The organism is Actinomadura oligospora ATCC 43269 (genome assembly GCF_000518265.1).
Lineage (GTDB): Bacteria > Actinomycetota > Actinomycetes > Streptosporangiales > Streptosporangiaceae > Spirillospora > Spirillospora oligospora.
The window spans coordinates 835,185-853,526 of record NZ_KI912410.1; the positions used below are offsets into that span (position 1 = coordinate 835,185).

Sequence of the window (18,342 nt, forward strand, 5' to 3'; positions counted from 1 at the left end):
GGCGTGGAAACGACGAAGTCGGCGTCCAAAGAACGCCGACTTCCTGAGGAAAACGGGTGCGCCGTCAGGGACTTGAACCCCGAACCCGCGGATTAAGAGTCCGCTGCTCTGCCAATTGAGCTAACGGCGCTTTGCCGCCGGTCATCCCCGGCGACAGGACAACTCTAGCAGGACCCCATCCGTGCTCAGGACGCTCCGTCCGCCTACCCGAACTTCACCTGCGAGCCGCTGACCCGCAGCATCACCCCGGATCCGGTCACCGACAGGCTGTCGAACCGCATCCCGAGCGGAAGCCCGCTCACCGGCACCGTGAAGTCGAGATCGTCACCCAGGTCGCTCAGGTCGAACCCCTCGGCGGAGAGCGCCTTCACGCGAATGTTGTTGCCCTCCTTGGTCACCGAAGCGATCGCCGTGGCGCCCAGCCCGAACGCCCCGACGGTGGCCTTGACCTTGTCCGGACCGTCCGCCTGGAGCTCCACCTCGCTCCCGCCCGCCTTCGCGAGGTCGCCGAACCCCACGAACGCCTCCCCCGTGACCTTCCCGAGCGTCCCGCTCTGGTAGTCGGACTTCAGCCGGACGTCCGTCGCCCGCACGTCCAGCCGCGTCACGCTCAACGGCCCGGCCGGGATGTTCCTCGCCTTCAGCCGCACACCCCCGAAGTGCCGTCCCACGACCTGCGTCAGGAACGGGAAGCCCTCGATGGTCACGTCCGGCTTGCTGGGAAACCCCTGCTTCTTGATCTCCCCGGCCATCGCGTCCTCGGTGACGTACAACGACACCCGGTCCGCGATCACCGCCAGCAGCCCCAACGCCACCACGACGACCACGAGCACGATCGGCCACCGCCGCCGCCGGGGCCGGGGCAGCCGGTCCACCCGGGTGACCGCCGCGCTCACACCCCCCACCGCCCCAACGAATCCGCCCACCGAGGCCCACCGGAAACGACGACTCCACCCCGGACGTCCACCCGCTCAAGCACCCTGATCACCCTCCGCACCCCGTTCACCAACCCCGAACCGCGCAAAGCGACACACAGAGAACAGACTCGTCCGCCGCCCACCCCGACGCCCCGAGACCACACCCGGCCACCCGGGACCGCACCCGACCCCGCTCGCGCGTGACGCGACCAAGCCGACAACACGCCCCGAAACCCGTACGAGCGCCAGCGACGCGACCCCGCCACCCACGCACCTGCGACCACCAGCACCGAACGCGCACGACCGAGAACGTCGTCAAGCCCCAACCCCTGCGATGCAAGCGCCACCTCTGCGACGCGAGTGGCACCGCAAAGCGACCGTGCCGACCGCACCCCCATCCCTCCACGGGCATGACCTGCGACTTGCCACGCCACGCAAGCCCCCGGACACCCCCGCAACCGACGGACCCGAGCGTCCCGGACCCCGCGGCCGATGCCCGGCACCGCCGCGGAACGCGCCGAGCCGCACGCGTCCGACCGTCCACATCGTGGACGCGCGCGACGTGAACTGTGGGGGCGGAGCGCGGTGCTGGGGCGGGAGGGACCTGCCGGACCGGACGCGCCCGCTTCTCCGGGTCGCGGCCTATTCCGGTCGGCATGGACTCATGCAAAGCCGCCGAATCCGTCCTGTCAATGGCAGGTGCGACGTCTTACACTCCGGACATGACGGCGGGTCCCTCAGCTGGGTCCATGGCACCGCCGCTCCTGGTCGTCCGGACACGGGAGCGGATCCACAGGCTGCGTCCGGGCGGAACGTACGGGGTCGGACGCGACCCGCAGTCGGACATCGTCCTGACCGACGCCCGGGTCTCCTGGCACCACGCGATCCTGCGGTCGGGCCCCGACGGCTGGACGATCGAGGACGCGGGCAGCCGGAACGGCACCTTCCTCGACGGCCACCGCGTCCAGCGGATGCCCCTCGACGGCGACCACCTCTTCCACCTGGGACACGCCACCGACGGCGCCCCCCTGGCCTGCTCGGCCACCTACCCCCCCGACCCGAGACCCGGCGTCGACCGCAACCCCAGCCAGATCTTCAAACTCCCCCAACCCCCCGCCCCCGCCGAAGACAAAAGACTCGCCCCAACCCCCCACCAGCCCGCCCAACCCCCCGGCCACCCACCAGCCCAGAGAAGCAGCGCCGCCGAAGGCCAAGCCCCCGCACGGGCCCCGGGCAGCGCGCAACCCCAACGTCCCAGCCAAGACCCCGGCAACGCTGAGGCCCAGGGACCCGCACGAAGCCCCCGTGACGCAGCGGATAGGGGCCCCGCACGGAACCCCGGCCGCGCACCGGCCCAAGGCCCCGGCGGCCAGTGGCCCGAACGAGGCGCAGCGGACCCAGAAGGTGAAGGACCCGCGCGAAGCCCCGGCCGCGCACCGGCCCAGGGCCCTGCCCGGGGTCCCGCTGGCGCGGAAGGCCAGCGGCCTGGACGAGGCCCCGACGGCTCCGAAGGCCAAGGACTCACGCGGAGCCCGGGAGGCGCGACGGCCCGCGACCCTGGGCGGGGGGCCAGTGGCGCGGAGAGTCAACCCCCCGCGCGGGGGCCGCGTGGCGCGGGGGGCCAAGGAGCTGCGCGGAGCCCCGGCGGCGCGACGGCCCAGGACCCCGGGCGGCGTGCCAGCAGTGCGGAGGGCCAACCTTCCGCACTGGGTCCCGGTGGCGCGGAAGGCCAGCGGCCTGGACGAGGCCCCGGCGGCTCTGAAGGCCAAGGACTCACGCGGAGCGCCGGCGGCGCGGCGGCCCAGGCCCCTGGGCGGGGCGTCGGCGGCGCGGCGGGTCAGGGACCCGCGCGGGGTGCAGGTGGCGAGGGGCAGTGGCGGGGACGCGGGCCTGCTGGATTGGAAGGTCGGGGATCTGCGCGGATTCCTGAGGGTGTGGACGAGCAGGGGCTTCCACGAGCATTCGGCCGTGTGGAGGGCCAAGCGCCTGTGCGAGGTGGTGGCGCGGGTGGGGCGGGAGCCTTGCGTGGGCCGGTTCCTGCGGAGGGGCTAGGGCCTGCCTCGGGTTCTGATCGTGCGGGTGAGCAGTGGGGTGCGCGCGCGGCTGGTCGTGTGGAGGGGCAGGCGGTCGCGCGCGGTGGGGGTGCGGGCGGGCAGGGAGCCTTGCGTGGGGCTGGGGCTGGGGCTGCGGACGTGCGGGGTGCTGGGGGTGTGGAGGGGCACGGGGGCGTGCCTGTCGCGGGTGGGGCCGTGCAGGTTGTGGGGGGTTCGCAGGTTGGGGGGCCGGGGACTCGGCGTGGTGGGGGGTTCGGGCGCGGACGGGGCGGGCGCGGGGACGTTCAGGGCGTGCGGATCGGACGGTCGCCGGACAACGACGTCGTGGTGCCGGACCTGGTGGTGTCGCGGTACCACGCCGAGCTGCGGGTGACCGGGGTCGGGCGTGCCGAGATCGTGGACCTGGGCAGCCACAACGGGACGTACGTCAACGGGGTCCGGATCGACCGGGCCGTGCTGACCGAGGACGACCTGCTCGGGATCGGGCATGCCACGTTCCGGCTGGTGGGGAACGAGCTGCGCGAGTTCGTGGACACGGGGGACGTGTCCGTGCTCGTGCAGGACCTCACCGTGCGGACGCCCGAGGGCAAGGTGCTGCTGGACGGGGTCGGGTTCCCGATTCCCGAGCGGTCGCTGGTCGCGGTGATCGGGCCGTCCGGGGCGGGCAAGTCCACACTGCTCGGCGCCGTGACCGGGACGCGTCCCGCCACCGAGGGGACGGTCCGCTACGACAGCCGCGACCTGTACTCCGACTACGACGAGCTCCGGCACCGGATCGGGCTCGTGCCGCAGGAGGACATCCTGCACACCCAGCTCGCGACGCGGCAGGCGCTGCTGTTCGCGGCGGAGCTGCGGTTCCCCGGCGACACCCGGCGGGACGAGCGGGAGCGGCGGGTGGACGAGGTGCTGGCCGAACTCGGCCTCACCCCGCACGCCGGCACACGCATCGACAAACTGTCGGGTGGCCAGCGCAAACGCGTGTCGGTGGCGCTCGAACTGCTGACGAAGCCATCGCTCCTCTTCCTGGACGAGCCGACGTCGGGTCTCGACCCCGGCCTGGACAAGACGGTCATGGAACTGCTGGGGAACCTGGCGCACGACGGCCGGACGGTCATCGTCGTCACCCACAGCACGGAGAACCTCAACGCGTGCGACCGGCTGCTGGTGCTCGTCCCCGGCGGGCGCATGGCCTACTACGGCCCGCCCGAGGAGGGGCTCCAGCACTTCGGCGCCAACGCGTGGGCGGAGGTGTTCCAGGCGTTCGACCGTGAACCGGATCGCGACTGGGCGGGCGAGTTCCGCACGTCCCCACGCTGGTCCCGGTACGTGGGGTACGGGATGGGCGGTGCGGTCGGGCCGACCGACGCCAGGCCGCCCGCCCCGCCGCCGCCGCGGCAGAGCAAGTTCGCCCAGCTCTCCACGCTGTGCCGCCGATACCTGTCGGTCATCACCTCCGATCGTTCCTACCTGGTGCTGCTCGGCCTGATGCCGCTGATCATGGGCGGGCTGATCGCGGCGATCCCCGCCCCCAAGGGGCTCACCGGCCCGCCCGGCAGCAACGCGGACGCGGCGTCCAAGCTGATGGTGCTCATCTTCGCGTCGTGCTTCGTCGGCACCGGCAACGCCGTCCGCGAGCTGGTGAAGGAACGCACGATCTACCGCAGGGAACGCGCGGCCGGCCTCTCCGCGGGCGTCTATCTCACCTCCAAACTCCTGGTCCTCGGACTGATCACGACCTTCCAGGCCGTGGTGCTGGTCGGCATCGGCCTGGCCGGCGTGAAGCTGCCCCCGTCCGGCGTCTTCACCTCCCCGTTCCTGGAACTGGTCCTGGCCACCGGCCTGCTCGGCCTGGTCTCGATGACCCTCGGCCTGCTGGTGTCGGCGTCGGTGAACAGCTCCGAGAAGACCCTGCCGCTGCTGATAGTCCTGTCGATGGCCCAGCTCGTGCTGTGCGGCGCCCTGGTCCGCCTCGCGGGTAAACCGGGCCTCGAACAGGTCTCCTGGCTGGCCCCGTCCCGCTGGGGCCTCGCCGCCGCGGCCTCCACCGTCGACCTCGGCCACATCGTCCCGTCGTCCCAGCCTCCCGATCGCATCTGGCTGCCCGACCTGAACACCTGGGCCCTGGACATGGGCGTCCTCGCCGGACTCGGCGTCGTCTTCACCGTGCTCGCCTGGTGGCAGCTCGAACGGCTCCGCCCCAAGCGCCGCCGTGGCCGCCTCTGATCACCCCCTTCCTCCCACGACATGACATGACCGGCACCACCCCGCGCTTTCGATCGTGGCACCCGCCTCACCTGCCCAGAAAGCCCAACGGCGATCTGTGGACAACGCGAAGGGTGCTCTAGGAAGACAGTGCTGGCGAGAACGATCCGCTCAGCCGCAGAGACGCGCCACGCTCAACACAGGGATGCCTCATGCCCGTGCCGGGACGCGTGCGCTCAGCGCAGGGACGCCTCGCGCCCAGTGCAGGGGACGCGTCCTGCCCTGTGCCGGGACGCGTTGCGCTCAGCGCAGGGAAGCGCCGCGCTCAGCATGGGACGTTTCGCGCGCAGTGCAGGGGCGTTCCGCGCTCAGCGCAGGGACGTTCCGCGCTCAGCGCAGGGTCACCTCAACGTGGGTTGCGGAGTTGTTGCCGTGCTTTGAGACGACGGCTCTGCAAGGCCGGTCCGCGACGCTCTTGTGCAGGACCCGATCAGCGAACGGCTGAACGCGCTCGGACGCCGCCTCGTGACGCCATCCCGTCCGCTCCAGATACCGGACGACGTCGGACGGCTCCATCACGCGCGACAGGCTGACATCCAGGTATGGCGCGTCACCGGAGTCGCAATAAGCGACCGCCGTGACCGAGGCCATCGGCAACCCGGACAGCTCCTGTCGGACGGGCTCGGACAGCGCTCTGACCTTAGGCGCCTGGTCCTCGCACGAGAACCCGCCCGGTAGCCACCTGCCCACCACGAACATGCCGCCGAGCAGGAGGAACGCGGCGACGCACAGTGCGCCACAGCCCACGAGGCAGCCCTTCGGCAACGCGCCCTGCGATGCCTCGTCGAACGGGTTCGTCATGAGTGCACCGGACCGGTCCATGAGCTGCGCGGTGGCCCGTCCTCCCGTCTGAGGCGGCGGTGGAGCGGCACGCTACTGGCGAGGGCATGGGACGGCAAGGGCCCGGAAATGTCGGAGGCGGATGTCAGGGTGGTGACGTGGGTGCGGTGTTCGAGTATTTCGCCGCGGCGGACGACGCGACCGCCGCGGCTGCCCTGGAGCTTCCGTCGTTGTGCGCGCTGGGGGCGCTCGACGTCAAGGGGATCGAGCCCGCCGTCCAGCTGGGCACGCTCGAGGCGCTGCTGACCGAGCGATCCTACGAGGAGGTGTCCTCGGACGGGCGGTGGGCGAAGCTGGTGGCGTCCACGCCTGGGCACGAGGTCTGCGTGGTCACCTTGTCGGACGGCCTGACCAGGGCGCTCGCGGCCGGGGAGCCGGAGGCGTTCGCGCAGGCCGCCGAGCAGTGGGCTCGAACGGAGGAGTTCGACGAGCGGGCCGACACGGCCGTGCTCACGGAGTTCCTAGTGGATCTGTGCGCGCTCGCGCGCCAGGCCCTCCAGCGCGATCGGCGGCTCTACTGCAGGTTCGTCGTCTGAGTACGGAAGGTCGATTGAGCACGGGAGGTCGATGGTTGAAATGATGCCGCTGGCATAGCCTCGCGGGCGTGACGGATATCGAGGTCGGGGACGTCCCCTGGGACGATTCGGACGCGACCGCGCTGCGTGCCGCCCTGCAGTCCGAACTGGACGAGCGCTACGGCGACATCCCGCTACCGCCCGGCGCCGTCGTGGAGGACATGGTCGCGGCGATGACCGTCCACCCGGAGCGGGTCGCCTGGGTCGGCATCGCGCGCGTGGCAGGAGTGGCGGCGGGTCACGTGGCGCTCTGTCACGCGGACGACGAGCCCGAGCCAGCCAGCACGCCCACCGGAACGACCCGGTTCGCGCTGGAACTGAAGCGCATGTACGTCGCGCCCGCGTTCCGGGGGACGGGAGTCGCGCGGGTGCTGCTGTACGCGGCGGAGGGGGCCGCTCGTGCGCGCGGAGCGGCCCGGATCGTCCTGCAGACAGGCCCGAGGCAACCCGATGCGGTCCGCATGTACGAGCGAGAGGGATACCAGCACATCCCTCTCCTGCCCGCATACCAAAAGCTCACCTTTTCTGTCTGTATGGCCAAGGACTTGCCCTGACCTGACGCGTGGCCTGGAACCGGCCACGTCGACTCAGAACCTCGCCGGATCTGCGGCCGACCGCCTGAACACCTGGTGCCGCAACGCGCGCAAGCTCCGCAACGCGCGCAAGCTCCGCAACGCGCGCAAGCTCCGCAACGCGCGCAAGGTCCGCAACGCGCGCAAGCTCCGCAACGCGCGCAAGGTCCGCAAGGCGCGCAGGCTCTGAAACGCGCGCGCCAACTCGGTAGTGCGGCGCAAGCTCCGCAACGTGCGCGGGGCTCTGAGACGCGCGCAAGTTCGGCAGTGCGCACAAGTTCGGCAGTGCGCACAAGCTCGGCGTGCGCGCAAGCTCGGCGTGCGCGCAAGCTCGGCAGTGCGCGCAAGTTCCGCAGTGCGTGGGGGCTTTGAACGGGCGTGCGGGCTCTGAAAAGTGGCGGGAGGATGTCGGGACAATCACCGGGCGGCGCGGCGGGATTCCGGCGGGATCATGGGTAGGTTCCGAGCATGCCGGAGGAATCCCTGGTCACCCTGGTCGTGAACGGCCGGACGCGCCGGATCGCCGTGGACACCCGCACGTCCGTGCTCGACCTGCTGCGCGAGCGGCTCGGCGTGACCGGGCCGAAGAAGGGCTGCGACCACGGCCAGTGCGGGGCCTGCACCGTCCTGCTCGACGGGCGCCGGGTGAACGCCTGCCTGGTCCTCGCCGTCGCGGCGGACGGATCGCGGGTCACCACCGTCGAGGGCCTGGCGGACGCGGGCGAGCCGGGCGAGCCGTCCGAGCTCCAGAGGGCCTTCGTCGAATGCGACGCGTTCCAGTGCGGCTACTGCACGCCCGGCCAGCTGTGCTCGGCGGCCGGGATGCTCGCCGAGGCCAAGGACGGCTGGCCCAGCGCCGTCACGGACGACCTCGCCGAACCCACCGACCTCACTCGCGAGGAGATCCGCGAGCGCATGAGCGGGAACCTGTGCCGCTGTGGCGCGTACGTCAACATCGTCGAGGCCGTCAGGAGGGTCGCCGAGTGAGGCCCTTCACCTACGCGCGGGCCACGACGCCGGACGAGGCCGTCGCGCAGCACACCGAGGGCGCGGCCTACCTCGGCGGCGGGACGAACCTGGTGGACCTCATGCGCCTCGGGGTCGCCCTCCCGTCCCACCTCGTGGACGTCACGCGCCTGCCCCACGCCCAGATCGAGACCGACGGCGACGGGCTGCTCATCGGCGCGGCCGTCCGGAACTCCGATCTCGCGGCGCACGCGGTCGTCCGCGAGCGGTTTCCGATGCTGGCGCGGGCGGTGCTGACGGGTGCGTCCGGCCAGATCCGGAACATGGCGACGGTGGGCGGAAACCTGCTGCAACGCACCCGCTGTCCCTATTTCCAGGACGTCACCCGCCCCTGCAACCGCCGCGATCCCGGGACGGGATGCCCCGCGCGCGAAGGCGAGCACGAGAACCTCGCCATCCTCGGCCACACGCCGGACTGCGTCGCCACCCACCCGTCCGACATGGCCGTCGCGCTCGCCGCCCTGGACGCGCGGGTCCGTGTCCACGGACGAGGCGAAACCGGCCTGGACGACCTCTACGGCGACGATCCGGTCCGCGCCTCGGCCTTGCGCCCGGACGACCTGATCACGCACGTCCGCGTCCCGCCGCTCGCCATGCGGGGCACCTACAGGAAGGTGCGCGAGCGCGCGTCGTTCGCGTTCGCCCTGGTTTCGATCGCCGCCGCGCTGGACGTCGCCGACGGTGTCGTCCGTGACTGCCGCATCGCGCTGGGCGGGGTCGCCGCGAAACCATGGCGCGCCCGCCGGGCCGAGGCGGCCCTGCGCGGCGGGCCCGCGACCGAGGACGCCTTCACCCGCGCCGCCGACGCCGAGCTCGCGGCGGCCGAGCCGTTGCGCGACAACGGATACAAGATCCCGCTCGCCCGCAACCTGGTCGTCCGCACCCTCGGAGAGCTGACGTGAGCCGTGTCGAGGCACGTGAGAAGGTGACCGGCGCGGCCCGGTACGCCGTCGACTTCCCGGCCGAGGACGTCGCGTACGCCGCGGCCGTGCTCTCGACCATCGCCTGCGGCGAGGTCGACGAGGTGCGAGCCGGTGAGGCGCTCGCGATGCCGGGCGTCCTGGCCGTCCTGTCCTGCGAGAACGTCCCGCCGCTCGTCCAGGACCCCCGCGACGGCGAGCTGAACGTGTTTCAGAGCCCCCAGGTCTCCTACCGGGGACAACTCGTCGCGGCGGTGATCGCCGAAACCAGCGAGACGGCGCACGAGGCCGCCCGCCTCCTCCACGTCACCTACCGCGACCAGCGCGTCCCCGACCTCGTCCTGAGATCCCCGGCCGAGTCCCAGGCCGACGAGCCCTACGGCGCACCGGTCGAGATGGGTGACCCGGACGCCGCCTTCGCGGACGCCCCCATCATGGTGGACGCGACCTACCGAACCCCCGCAGAGCACAACAACCCGATGGAGCCGCACGCCACACTCGCCTACTGGGAAGGTGACACCCGCCTCACCGTGCACGACTCCAACCAGGGTCCCAGCCGCGTCCACGCCACCCTCGCGCGGCTCTTCAGCCTGGACGAGCGGAACGTGCGTGTGATCTCCCCGCACGTCGGCGGCGGCTTCGGCTCGAAGGGGACACCGCGCCCGAACGTGGTCCTCGCGGCGCTGGCGTCCCGCGTCGTCGGACGTCCCGTCCGTTTCGCGGTGACCCGGCGGCAGATGTTCGCGATCACCGGCTACCGGACGCCGACCATCCAGCGCGTTCGGCTCGGCGCGGACGACAGCGGACGCCTCAGCGTCATCGCGCACGAGGCGAACGAGCTGACCTCCACCGTCCGCAGCTTCACCGAGGACTCCACCAACCCGTCCCGCGTCATGTACCAGGCCCCCAACCGCCGGATGGCCGGATGTCTCGCCCGCCTCGACGTGCCCAGCCCGTCCTGGATGCGCGGCCCCGGCGACACCCCCGGCATGTTCGCCTTGGAATGCGCCATGGACGAACTCGCCACGACCCTCGGCATAGACCCGATTGAGCTCCGCATACGCAACGAGCCCGAAACCGACCCCACCACAGGACACCCCTTCAGTTCTCGGAATCTCGTCGCGTGCCTACGTGAAGGCGCCCGCCGCTTCGGTTGGCAGGCTCACAGTGGAAAAGGGCTCGGCGTCGCCGCCACCACGTACCCCGTCTACCGAAGCGGCAGTAAGGCCACGGCACGCCGCGAATCCAATGGCCGCTACACCGTTCGGATAGCCGCCATAGACATCGGCACAGGCGCGCGCACCGCGCTCACCCGGATCGCCGCCGAAGCCCTCGGTGTCGAGTCCGACGCCGTAACGGTCGAGATCGGCGACAGCGACCTCCCCAAAGCGACCCTGGCCGGAGGCTCGAAGGGGACGGCGAGCTGGGGCACGGCCATCGTGCGCGCGTGCGAGAAGCTCCTGGCGGATCCGAGCGCACGCGAAGCCACCGCCGACACCACCGACGAGGTCAAGAAGGACTCCGGCTACTCCCACCACGCGTTCGGCGCGCACTTCGCCGAAGTGCGCGTGGACCGCGCCACCGGCGAAATCCGCGTTCCGCGCCTGCTCGGTGTCTACGCCGTCGGACGCGTCGTCGACCCCGTCCTGGCCCGGTCCCAGTTCATCGGCGGCATGACGATGGGCGTCGGCATGGCGCTCACCGAGCGGTCCGTCCTCGAACGCGACGGCGGGTTCCTGAACACCGACCTCGCCCAGTACCACGTCCCGACCAGCGCGGACGTCCCGTCCGTCGAGGCCGTCTGGCTGGACGAGCACGACCCGCACCTCAACCCCATGGGCACCAAGGGCATCGGCGAGATCGGCACCGTCGGCATGGCCGCCGCCATCGCGAACGCCGTCCACGACGCCACCGGCGTCCGTTTCCGCGAACTCCCCCTGACCCCCCAGACCGTCCTCCCACACCTGGACGGCCCCCGCCCCTGACCCGGATCACCGACGCGGGACGGCCCCGCCCCCCTGAGCAGCGTCAGGGCGCAGGACGGCTCCGCCCCGTGCAGGACGGCCTCCGCCGCTGACCAGGGCCACGGACGCAGGACGGGCTTCCCCCCCCCGACCGGGGTCACGGACGGAGGACGGCCTCCACGGCCTCTTCGATGGTCGGCCAGATCCCCAGGCGGTCGGTGATCCGCCCGTCCCGCAGGACGCGGAGGAGGTCTTCGAGCCGGCAGCAGAACGCCAGCCGGCAGCCGACGGCGTCCGCGTGCCGGACGGCCTGCATCAGCGAGCGCAGGCATCCGGTGTCGCAGAAGGCGACCCCGTCGAGGCTCACCACGAGCGGCAGGTCGCTCTCGGTCAGCTGGCAGAAGAGCTCGGCCTCCAGGGCCGGCATGCTGGCCGTGTCGAGGTCGCCGTAGAGGGCGACGACGCGGTGGTCCGGGTTGCGGACCACGATCGCCTGGAAGTCGTCCATCGCTTCGCCCCTGTTCACCGCGACGGCGGGCGGTCGCCTCCCGCCGGGGCGGGGGTGCCCTCCAGTGAACCAGGAACGCTCCCGCCGGGACGGGCGCTCGGCGAAGAAAGCACGAAAGCCCCGGGGCGTCGAAGCGAGCCCGGGGCTTTCGTAGCGGGTGCGCCGTCAGGGACTTGAACCCCGAACCCGCGGATTAAGAGTCCGCTGCTCTGCCAATTGAGCTAACGGCGCGTTGTCGTTCCGGTCGGCTCTGCGGCCTCCCTGGCGACGAGAAAGAGATTAGCAGGGCCCCGCCCTCCTGCGCGAATCGGTTTATCCGACCCCGCGGACCCGCCCCACCAGGCCCCTGGAACCCGTCCTCCAGGCCCCGGAGGGAATTCGATCACGCCGTCGGGAAGCGCCATTGATCACAAAGGATCGAGAGCCAGGCGGGAGGCTGTGGCCCGGAGGCCCGAGTGCCGGAGGGCCGAGCGTGGGCCGAAGGGATCGAGTGCCCGAGGACCGAGTGCGGCCCCGAGGGGCGAGCGCTGGACGAACGAGCGCGGCCCGGGGGCGGATCGGAGGGGCTGCGTCGGGGTCAGTCGCGGCCGGGGAGGACGCTGACCATGCCGCGCCAGAGGGCGATGGCGGTGGCGCGGGAGCTGACGCCGAGCTTGGCGTAGATCCGGTTCACGTGGTTCTTGACGGTCTTCTCGCTGAGGAACAGCTGCCGGGCGATCTCGCCGTTGGACCGTCCGCTGGCGATCAGGTCCATCACCTCGGACTCGCGCGCGGAAAGGCCCATGCTGATCCGGCTCGCGTCCCGGACGCCGCGCAGGACGTCGCGGGCGGTGAACGCGCCGGGGACCAGGTGGCCGCAGGCGCCGCCGCGCACGGCGGAGTCGACCGCGACGGGGTCGTCCGGCCCCGCGAGGACGAACACGCGGGCGGCGCGGGCCAGTTCGGCGGTGCGTCCGGCACGCGCGGCGGACGCGTCCAGCAGGACGATGTCGGGCCGCAGCCGGCCGGTCAGCTCGACCGCCGCCGCGGCCTGGTCGGCCTCGGCGACCACGTTCAGCTCGTCGCTGGCCGACAGCAGGCGGGCGACGTCCGCTCTGGCGGAGGCGTCACCGCCCACCACCAGTACGCGAAGGGGGGCCGTCTCGTCCACGCTCATCCCGTCTCCGGTGGTCGCGTTCACGGTGGGCAGTGCAGGGCAGGAGCATAACCCGACGATCATTCGGATACCACGGGGTCGGACGGACGACCGGTTCCCGTCCACGCCCCGCGAGGCCATGCCCGGCCCTCGATCGGAGGTGTTCGTCCAGTTCAGCCGCCGTCTCGCGCCTCCGGTGACGGCTGGCACGACGTCCGAACCGGCTCGCAACTGCCTTCAACCGAATGCGTAAGACCTCCCGTCGGCCGCCATCAGGCCCCGGCTGGGTGGCCGGTTGTGGCTCGTCCGGCCGATCGGGGCTCGCTGGCCGGGAGCGCCCCGGTGCGGGAAACTGGCCCGCAATGATCCCGGCGAACTGGTCGAAATGAACCCACATCAGTACCTTCCGCCCGCGTTCATCCTCCTCGGCCTGCTCTTCGCGGGGGCGGGCGTGTACAGCATCCGCTCGACCCGGCGCCTGCGGAGGAACGGCCACCGCGTCCCCGGCCTCGTCCACGGGCTGAACTTCGAGCGGGGGTCGGAGGGCGGCGGCAACTACTACCCCGTCCTGCACTTCCACACGATGGACGGCTCGTTCGTCCGGACCACGTCCGACGTGGGGACGAACCCCGCCCGCTCGCGTCCCGGCGACCAGGTGACCGTCGTCTACGATCCGGCCCGCCCCGACCGCGCCCGCCCGGAGAACCTCCTCGGCGTGGGCACCCTGATGGGCGTCCTGTTCATCCTGCTCGGCACGCTGGCCGCCACCGCCGGCGCCGCCATCACGATCACCACCTACTCCTGACCGGCCACCCGGCCCGCCTCTCGACCGGCCGCCTGACCGGCCGCCTGACCGGCCTCCCGACCGGCCTCCCGGCGTGCCTCCGGGCCGAGCCGGACGGGCAGCGAGCCCAGCTGCCAGACCCCCGGCGTCCGGGCCCGGTCGATCTCGTCCCTGGGGACGGCCAGGGACAGGTTCGGGAACCGGGCGAGGAGGGAGGTGAAGGCGACCTCGGCCTCCTGGCGGGCGAGGGCCGCGCCGAGGCAGTAGTGGAGGCCGTGCCCGAAGCCGACATGGGCCTCGCGGCGGCCGTCCGGCTGGCGGGTGATGTCGAACCGGTGCGGGTCGTCGAAGCGGCGCGGGTCGAAGTTGGCGGAGACGAGGCTGGCCTGGACGGGCGAGCCCTTCCGCAGGATCCGGCCCGCGATCACCACGTCCTCGGTCGCGAACCGGAACCGGGTGGACTGCACCGGCCCGCACCAGCGCATCAGCTCGTGGACGGCCCCCGGCATCAGCCCGGACGGGTCGGCGCGCAGCATGTCGAGCTGGTCCGGGTGGTCGAGCAGGGCCACGATGCCGTTCCCGATCAGGTGCGCCGTCGTCTGGTGCCCGGCGAGGACGATCGCCAGGACCATCGTGACCAGCTCGAACTCGCTGAGCACCGAGCCGTCCTCGTCGTGCACCCGGATCAACGCGGTGAGAAGGTCGTCGGCGGGCTCGGCGCGACGCCGCCGGACCAGCTCGCTCACGTAGTCGACGATGCCCGCGACGGCCGCGCCGATGCCCTCCGGCTCGTCCTGGCGGAGCAGCGCCGCGCCCCAGACCCGCCACAGTCCGCGGTCCTCCTCGGGGATGCCGACCAGCTCGCAGATCACCGTGATCGGCAGCGGGTAGGCGAAGTGCTCCACGAGGTCGACCACGCCGTCCTCGGCGGGCAGCCGGTCGAGCAGCCGGCCGGTGATCTCCTGGACCCGGGGCAGCAGCTCCTGGACGCGCCGGGGCGTGAACGTCCGCGCGACCAGCCGCCGCAGGCGCAGGTGATCGTCCCCGTCGGCGTCCAGGACGGTGCTGAGCAGGTACGGCGCGTACTCGTCGGCGACGCCCATGCTCCGGACCGTCGCCTCCCGGACGTCCTTCAGCCCGAGCCCCGGCACGTTCGCCGGGCTGTTGACGAACCGCCGGTCGCCCAGCACCGACCGGACGTCCTCGTACCGCGTGACGAGCCACAGAGGCGATCCCGCGCCGCCGAAGGCGACCTGCAGCATCGGCGACCGCTCGCGCAGCCGGGAGTACCCCTGGAAGGGGTCGCGCAGCAGGTCGGCGTCCATCAGGTCCACGGTCACGGGCTCCGCCACGGGCTTGGTCACGGCGTCCTCTCCGTCGGCGCCGTGCTCCGGGCCACCACCACCCCGGCGGCGTCCGGACGCGGCGGAACGATGCGTCGTGTCCATGTGTAACCGCCGCCCAGGGCCGCCACCCTGACCCCAAGCGCCCCACTACTACCCCGGCCAGGCCACCCACCCGTCCCGCCGACGGAGGGGCGGGCCAGGCCGGCCGGTGAACGGCGTAGGGGCCGAATCCGATGATCGGATTCGGCCCCTACGGAACATCGGTCCCCGGCATCCGCGTGATCATCGAGCTTCGCCGGACACCCGTGATCAGCCCTCCGCGAGGGACGCTCTGGGCGGCATCGCCCTGCGAATGGCCGTCAGCCGTTGAGGAGGCTCGGAGCCACGGCGAACATCGCGCGCTGTTCCTCGGCCTCGGTCAGGCCCCAGAGCTCCTTGACCGGGTAGGGGCTCCCCGCCTCGTACCAGGGGGCGAGGTCCTCGGGGTGCTCGGCCCAGTCCGTCCGGGTGCTGATCGTCCAGGTGCTCGGGTCGCCGTGCACGTTGACGACGGCGAGCCTGTTGTTGACGGTCGGCGGCTTCACCCAGCCGCCGGACATGTTGATGTAGAGGGTGTCACCGTTGGCCTGCACGCCCTGGACGTCGCTGATCGCGTTCGCCGTGTCGGCGGTCGTGGTGGACACCCAGCCCTCGGTGGCCACGGGGGCGAGGCGGTAGTCGTCGTCCAGGAAGTCGTACCGGACGATCCGGGTGCCCGCGACGGAGTTCTGGGACGACTCGTAGGTCCCGGCGATCAGGCTGGCGCCGCCGGTGCTGTTGCGGTCCAGCGAGATGTAGGCGGGCTCGAAGCCGGTCGTGTACCGCCGGACCTCGGGCATGACGTACTGGTAGTCGCCGGTCCTGCCGTCCAGCCTCCGGTAGATCTTGGTGGTGTCGAAGACCCGGACGGCGCCCTTGCCCGCGTCCCCGGGCGGGACGGTCTGGTGGTTCCAGTTGCTCGTGTTCGCCATGAACAGGTACTTGCCGTACCAGGCGAGCCCGCCGCCGTGCCCGTACACGCGGCGCAGGTTGCCGGTCCCGTCGTCCCAGACGGGCAGGACCCAGCGGTACTTGCCGTCGTCGAGGTTCGCGAAGGCGAGCTTGACGGAGTTGTTGCGGTAGTCCTTGCCGTCGCTGGTCGGGTGCTGGATGTCGCTCGGGTTGTCGTTCTGCCAGTTCCAGCTGGCCACGGCGGCCTGCTGACCGCCGCTGAGGACGCCTCCGGCCCGCGCCTCGCCGGACGTCGCGATGCCCTGCGGCACCCACGGCTGCTTCCAGGCGTTCGCGGAACCGGCGACGCCCTGCATCGCCTTGTCCCAGCAGAACGCCCTGGTGGTGCCCATCTTGGGAAGGTTGGCCTTCACGCTCGCGGGACACGCGGGGTCGCCGACGCCCAGGAGGGCTACGCGATCATCCCCGCTCAGAGCACCGTCGATGCCCACCTGCTCGTATCCCGGGGGCGGGGACAGGGGACTGTCGTACTTCTCCGTCAGCTGGTACTGGACGCCCTTCACGTCGGTCATCTTCTGCAGGGGCGGACGCGTCGCCGCCGCCTGCGCGGGCGCGGTGAGCAGTCCTCCCGCCGCCACCAGGGCTCCGCCGAGGGTCAGCCATCGCTTGAACACAGGTACCTCCACTCAGGGACCAGCGGGGTTCGGGTGAGTCATGGACCTGCGGGGTTGGGTGAGCGGTCACGTGTCGGACTTCGGGACCGGCCGGAACCCAGACTTCGGCGCGGAGGATTGTCTGGCAAGCCGTACCGGCCACGTCAGACAAAAGGTCATCCACGCCGGACAAAGGGCACCGGACGGGAGAGTGGCGTGCCCGGGGACGTGCGGAAAAGCGAAGAGGCCGGTTCCGCTGTGCGGAACCGGCCTCTCACCTTGGGGTGAGTGAGGGGACTTGAACCCCCGACATCTTGGACCACAACCAAGTGCTCTGCCAGCTGAGCTACACCCACCATGGCCGGGGCTTGCCCCGGCGAGAATCAGTGTAGCGGTTCGCGGGGGGTGGTCGCGCACCGGATTTCCGGGAGGGCCCCCGGGTCAGGCCTGGGAGAGGATCTCGCCGGCCAGGGCGCGGGCGTGCTCGGAGTCGGGGCCCGGCTGGGGGACGAAGACGGCGGCGCGGTAGTAGCGGAGCTCGACGATCGACTCGGTGATGTCGGCGAGGGCGCGGTGGCCGCCCTTCTTCTCCGGGCTGGCGAAGTAGGCGCGCGGGTACCAGCGGCGGGCCAGCTCCTTGATCGACGAGACGTCGACCATGCGGTAGTGGAGGTGGCCGTCCAGGGCGGGCATGTCGCGGGCCAGGAAGGAGCGGTCGGTGGCGATGGAGTTGCCGCAGAGCGGCGCCTTCTTCGGCTCCCGGACGTGCTTGCGGACGTAGTCCAGGACGGTCTGCTCGGCCTCGGCGAGGGTGACGCCCTTGGCCAGGACGTCCAGCAGGCCCGAGGAGGTGTGCATGTCGCGGACGACCTTGCTCATCTGGGCGAGGGACTCCTGCGGCGGCTTGATCACCACGTCGACGCCCTCGTCGAGGATGTTGAGCTCGCTGTCGGTGACCAGTGCGGCTATCTCGATCAGCGCGTCATTGCGCAGGTCGAGGCCGGTCATCTCACAGTCCACCCATACGAGCCGCTCATTCATGGGTTCACCATACGGCCACCCGGGGGGCGGTGGGTCATCCGGATTGGAACGTGGCCAGGATGTGCCCGGGGACCGGGATGCCCGGCCGGAGCGCGGGGTCGGGGACCGGTTCGCCGTAGGTCGTCCGGACCGGGACGACGCCCGCCCAGACGTCGAGCGCGTGGTCCTCCGGATCGTCCCCCGGGCCGCCCTGGCGGATCTTGACCGACGCCTCGTCCAGGGGGAGGGCGAGGACGGCCGTCTCCGCGATCTCCTTGCGGGTGGGCGCGCGGGTGGCGTCCCACTGGCCGGGGGCGATGTTCTCCACCACCGTGCGCAGGCCGTGCAGCTTCTCGTCACGGCCTGTGACCGGGCGGGGGACGCCGTAGATCATCGCGCAGCGGAAGTTCACCGAGTGGTGGTTGGCCGAGCGGCTGAGGACCAGGCCGTCCACATGGGTGACGGTGACGCAGATCTCGCCCGCCGGGGCCGCCAGCAGGCTGGACGCGCCGGAGGATCCGTGCAGGTAGAGGGTGTTCCCGTCGCGTCCGTAGGTGGTCGGCAGGACGCGCGGCGAGCCGTCCACCACGACCCCCAGGTGGCAGATGCGACCCGCGTCGAGGACGGCGTGGAGGTCGGCCCGGTCGGTCCGGCCACGGGCGCGCATGCGGCGGAGGCGGGTGCGGTCGGTGACGGACAGGTCCGGGGCGAGCGGGCCGTCCGGGGTCGAAACGGTGGTCATGGACCTACGCTAGGAGGCGAGTGGACTGGGAAGA

Annotated in this window: 15 protein-coding genes, 3 tRNA genes and 1 pseudogene; 8 read left to right on the forward strand and 11 right to left on the reverse strand. The window is 71.7% G+C overall.

Features of this window, described 5'->3' with window-relative positions:
- Positions 1-57: 57 nt before the first annotated feature.
- Positions 58-130: transfer RNA gene (locus tag P696_RS0135635), tRNA-Lys, on the reverse strand.
- A 73-nt stretch (positions 131-203) separates the two neighbouring features.
- Entirely contained in the window at positions 204-896 is a 693-nt protein-coding gene (locus P696_RS0135640) for an LmeA family phospholipid-binding protein (protein ID WP_026416068.1), read from the reverse strand.
- 770 nt (positions 897-1,666) lie between these two features.
- On the opposite strand from P696_RS0135640, the pseudogene P696_RS59455 reads away from it, so the two are divergent.
- Positions 1,667-1,915 (forward strand): annotated as a pseudogene (locus P696_RS59455) (FHA domain-containing protein); the annotation flags it as partial.
- Positions 1,916-3,262: 1,347 nt separating this feature from the next.
- Positions 3,263-5,194, forward strand: coding sequence for an ATP-binding cassette domain-containing protein (locus P696_RS58520; protein ID WP_051468540.1), 1,932 nt, complete (start codon positions 3,263-3,265; stop codon positions 5,192-5,194).
- Between the two features lie 369 nt (positions 5,195-5,563).
- On the opposite strand, the gene P696_RS0135660 is transcribed toward P696_RS58520, so the two are convergent.
- Positions 5,564-6,034, reverse strand: coding sequence for a hypothetical protein (locus tag P696_RS0135660; protein WP_157430109.1), 471 nt, complete (start codon positions 6,032-6,034; stop codon positions 5,564-5,566).
- A gap of 137 nt (positions 6,035-6,171) precedes the next feature.
- Here P696_RS0135660 and P696_RS0135665 point away from each other — a divergent pair, with 137 nt between their 5' ends.
- The 5 genes from P696_RS0135665 to P696_RS0135690 all read left to right on the forward strand — a co-directional run bounded on the left by P696_RS0135665 (position 6,172) and on the right by P696_RS0135690 (position 11,151).
- The gene (locus P696_RS0135665) at positions 6,172-6,609 is read left to right on the forward strand and encodes a hypothetical protein (protein WP_026416072.1); all 438 of its coding nucleotides are present in this window, start codon (positions 6,172-6,174) and stop codon (positions 6,607-6,609) included.
- 68 nt (positions 6,610-6,677) lie between these two features.
- A complete protein-coding gene (locus P696_RS0135670) occupies positions 6,678-7,202 on the forward strand; it encodes a GNAT family N-acetyltransferase (protein ID WP_026416073.1) in 525 nt (174 codons plus the stop codon).
- A 486-nt stretch (positions 7,203-7,688) separates the two neighbouring features.
- Positions 7,689-8,207: a (2Fe-2S)-binding protein gene (locus P696_RS0135680; protein WP_026416075.1), complete on the forward strand. Its 519-nt coding sequence runs from the start codon at positions 7,689-7,691 to the stop codon at positions 8,205-8,207.
- Positions 8,204-9,148: an FAD binding domain-containing protein gene (locus tag P696_RS0135685; protein WP_026416076.1), complete on the forward strand. Its 945-nt coding sequence runs from the start codon at positions 8,204-8,206 to the stop codon at positions 9,146-9,148. The genes P696_RS0135680 and P696_RS0135685 overlap by 4 nt, the downstream gene beginning before the upstream one ends.
- A complete protein-coding gene (locus P696_RS0135690) occupies positions 9,145-11,151 on the forward strand; it encodes a xanthine dehydrogenase family protein molybdopterin-binding subunit (protein WP_026416077.1) in 2,007 nt (668 codons plus the stop codon). The genes P696_RS0135685 and P696_RS0135690 overlap by 4 nt, the downstream gene beginning before the upstream one ends.
- Before the next feature lie 136 nt (positions 11,152-11,287).
- On the opposite strand, the gene P696_RS0135695 is transcribed toward P696_RS0135690, so the two are convergent.
- From P696_RS0135695 to P696_RS0135705, 3 genes are all read right to left on the reverse strand, one after another.
- A complete protein-coding gene (locus P696_RS0135695) occupies positions 11,288-11,638 on the reverse strand; it encodes an STAS domain-containing protein (protein ID WP_026416078.1) in 351 nt (116 codons plus the stop codon).
- A gap of 158 nt (positions 11,639-11,796) precedes the next feature.
- Positions 11,797-11,869 (reverse strand) — tRNA-Lys (locus P696_RS0135700).
- A gap of 346 nt (positions 11,870-12,215) precedes the next feature.
- Positions 12,216-12,818 (reverse strand): response regulator transcription factor, encoded by a 603-nt coding sequence (locus tag P696_RS0135705; RefSeq protein ID WP_245627936.1) that lies wholly within the window; start codon positions 12,816-12,818, stop codon positions 12,216-12,218.
- A 340-nt stretch (positions 12,819-13,158) separates the two neighbouring features.
- On the opposite strand from P696_RS0135705, the gene P696_RS53305 reads away from it, so the two are divergent.
- Positions 13,159-13,578: a DUF3592 domain-containing protein gene (locus P696_RS53305; RefSeq protein WP_051468542.1), complete on the forward strand. Its 420-nt coding sequence runs from the start codon at positions 13,159-13,161 to the stop codon at positions 13,576-13,578.
- Here P696_RS53305 and P696_RS50295 read toward each other — a convergent pair.
- The 5 genes from P696_RS50295 to P696_RS0135735 form a co-directional block, all read right to left on the reverse strand.
- On the reverse strand, positions 13,569-15,005 hold the full coding sequence (locus tag P696_RS50295) for a cytochrome P450 family protein (protein ID WP_064744209.1): 1,437 nt from the start codon (positions 15,003-15,005) through the stop codon (positions 13,569-13,571). The genes P696_RS53305 and P696_RS50295 overlap by 10 nt on opposite strands.
- Before the next feature lie 257 nt (positions 15,006-15,262).
- Positions 15,263-16,567, reverse strand: coding sequence for a hypothetical protein (locus P696_RS0135720; protein WP_026416080.1), 1,305 nt, complete (start codon positions 16,565-16,567; stop codon positions 15,263-15,265).
- A 259-nt stretch (positions 16,568-16,826) separates the two neighbouring features.
- A tRNA-His gene (locus P696_RS0135725) sits at positions 16,827-16,902 on the reverse strand.
- An 85-nt stretch (positions 16,903-16,987) separates the two neighbouring features.
- Entirely contained in the window at positions 16,988-17,587 is a 600-nt protein-coding gene (gene orn / locus P696_RS0135730; protein ID WP_026416081.1) for an oligoribonuclease, read from the reverse strand.
- A gap of 34 nt (positions 17,588-17,621) precedes the next feature.
- On the reverse strand, positions 17,622-18,308 hold the full coding sequence (locus P696_RS0135735; RefSeq protein WP_051468543.1) for a pyridoxamine 5'-phosphate oxidase family protein: 687 nt from the start codon (positions 18,306-18,308) through the stop codon (positions 17,622-17,624).
- Positions 18,309-18,342: the final 34 nt, after the last annotated feature.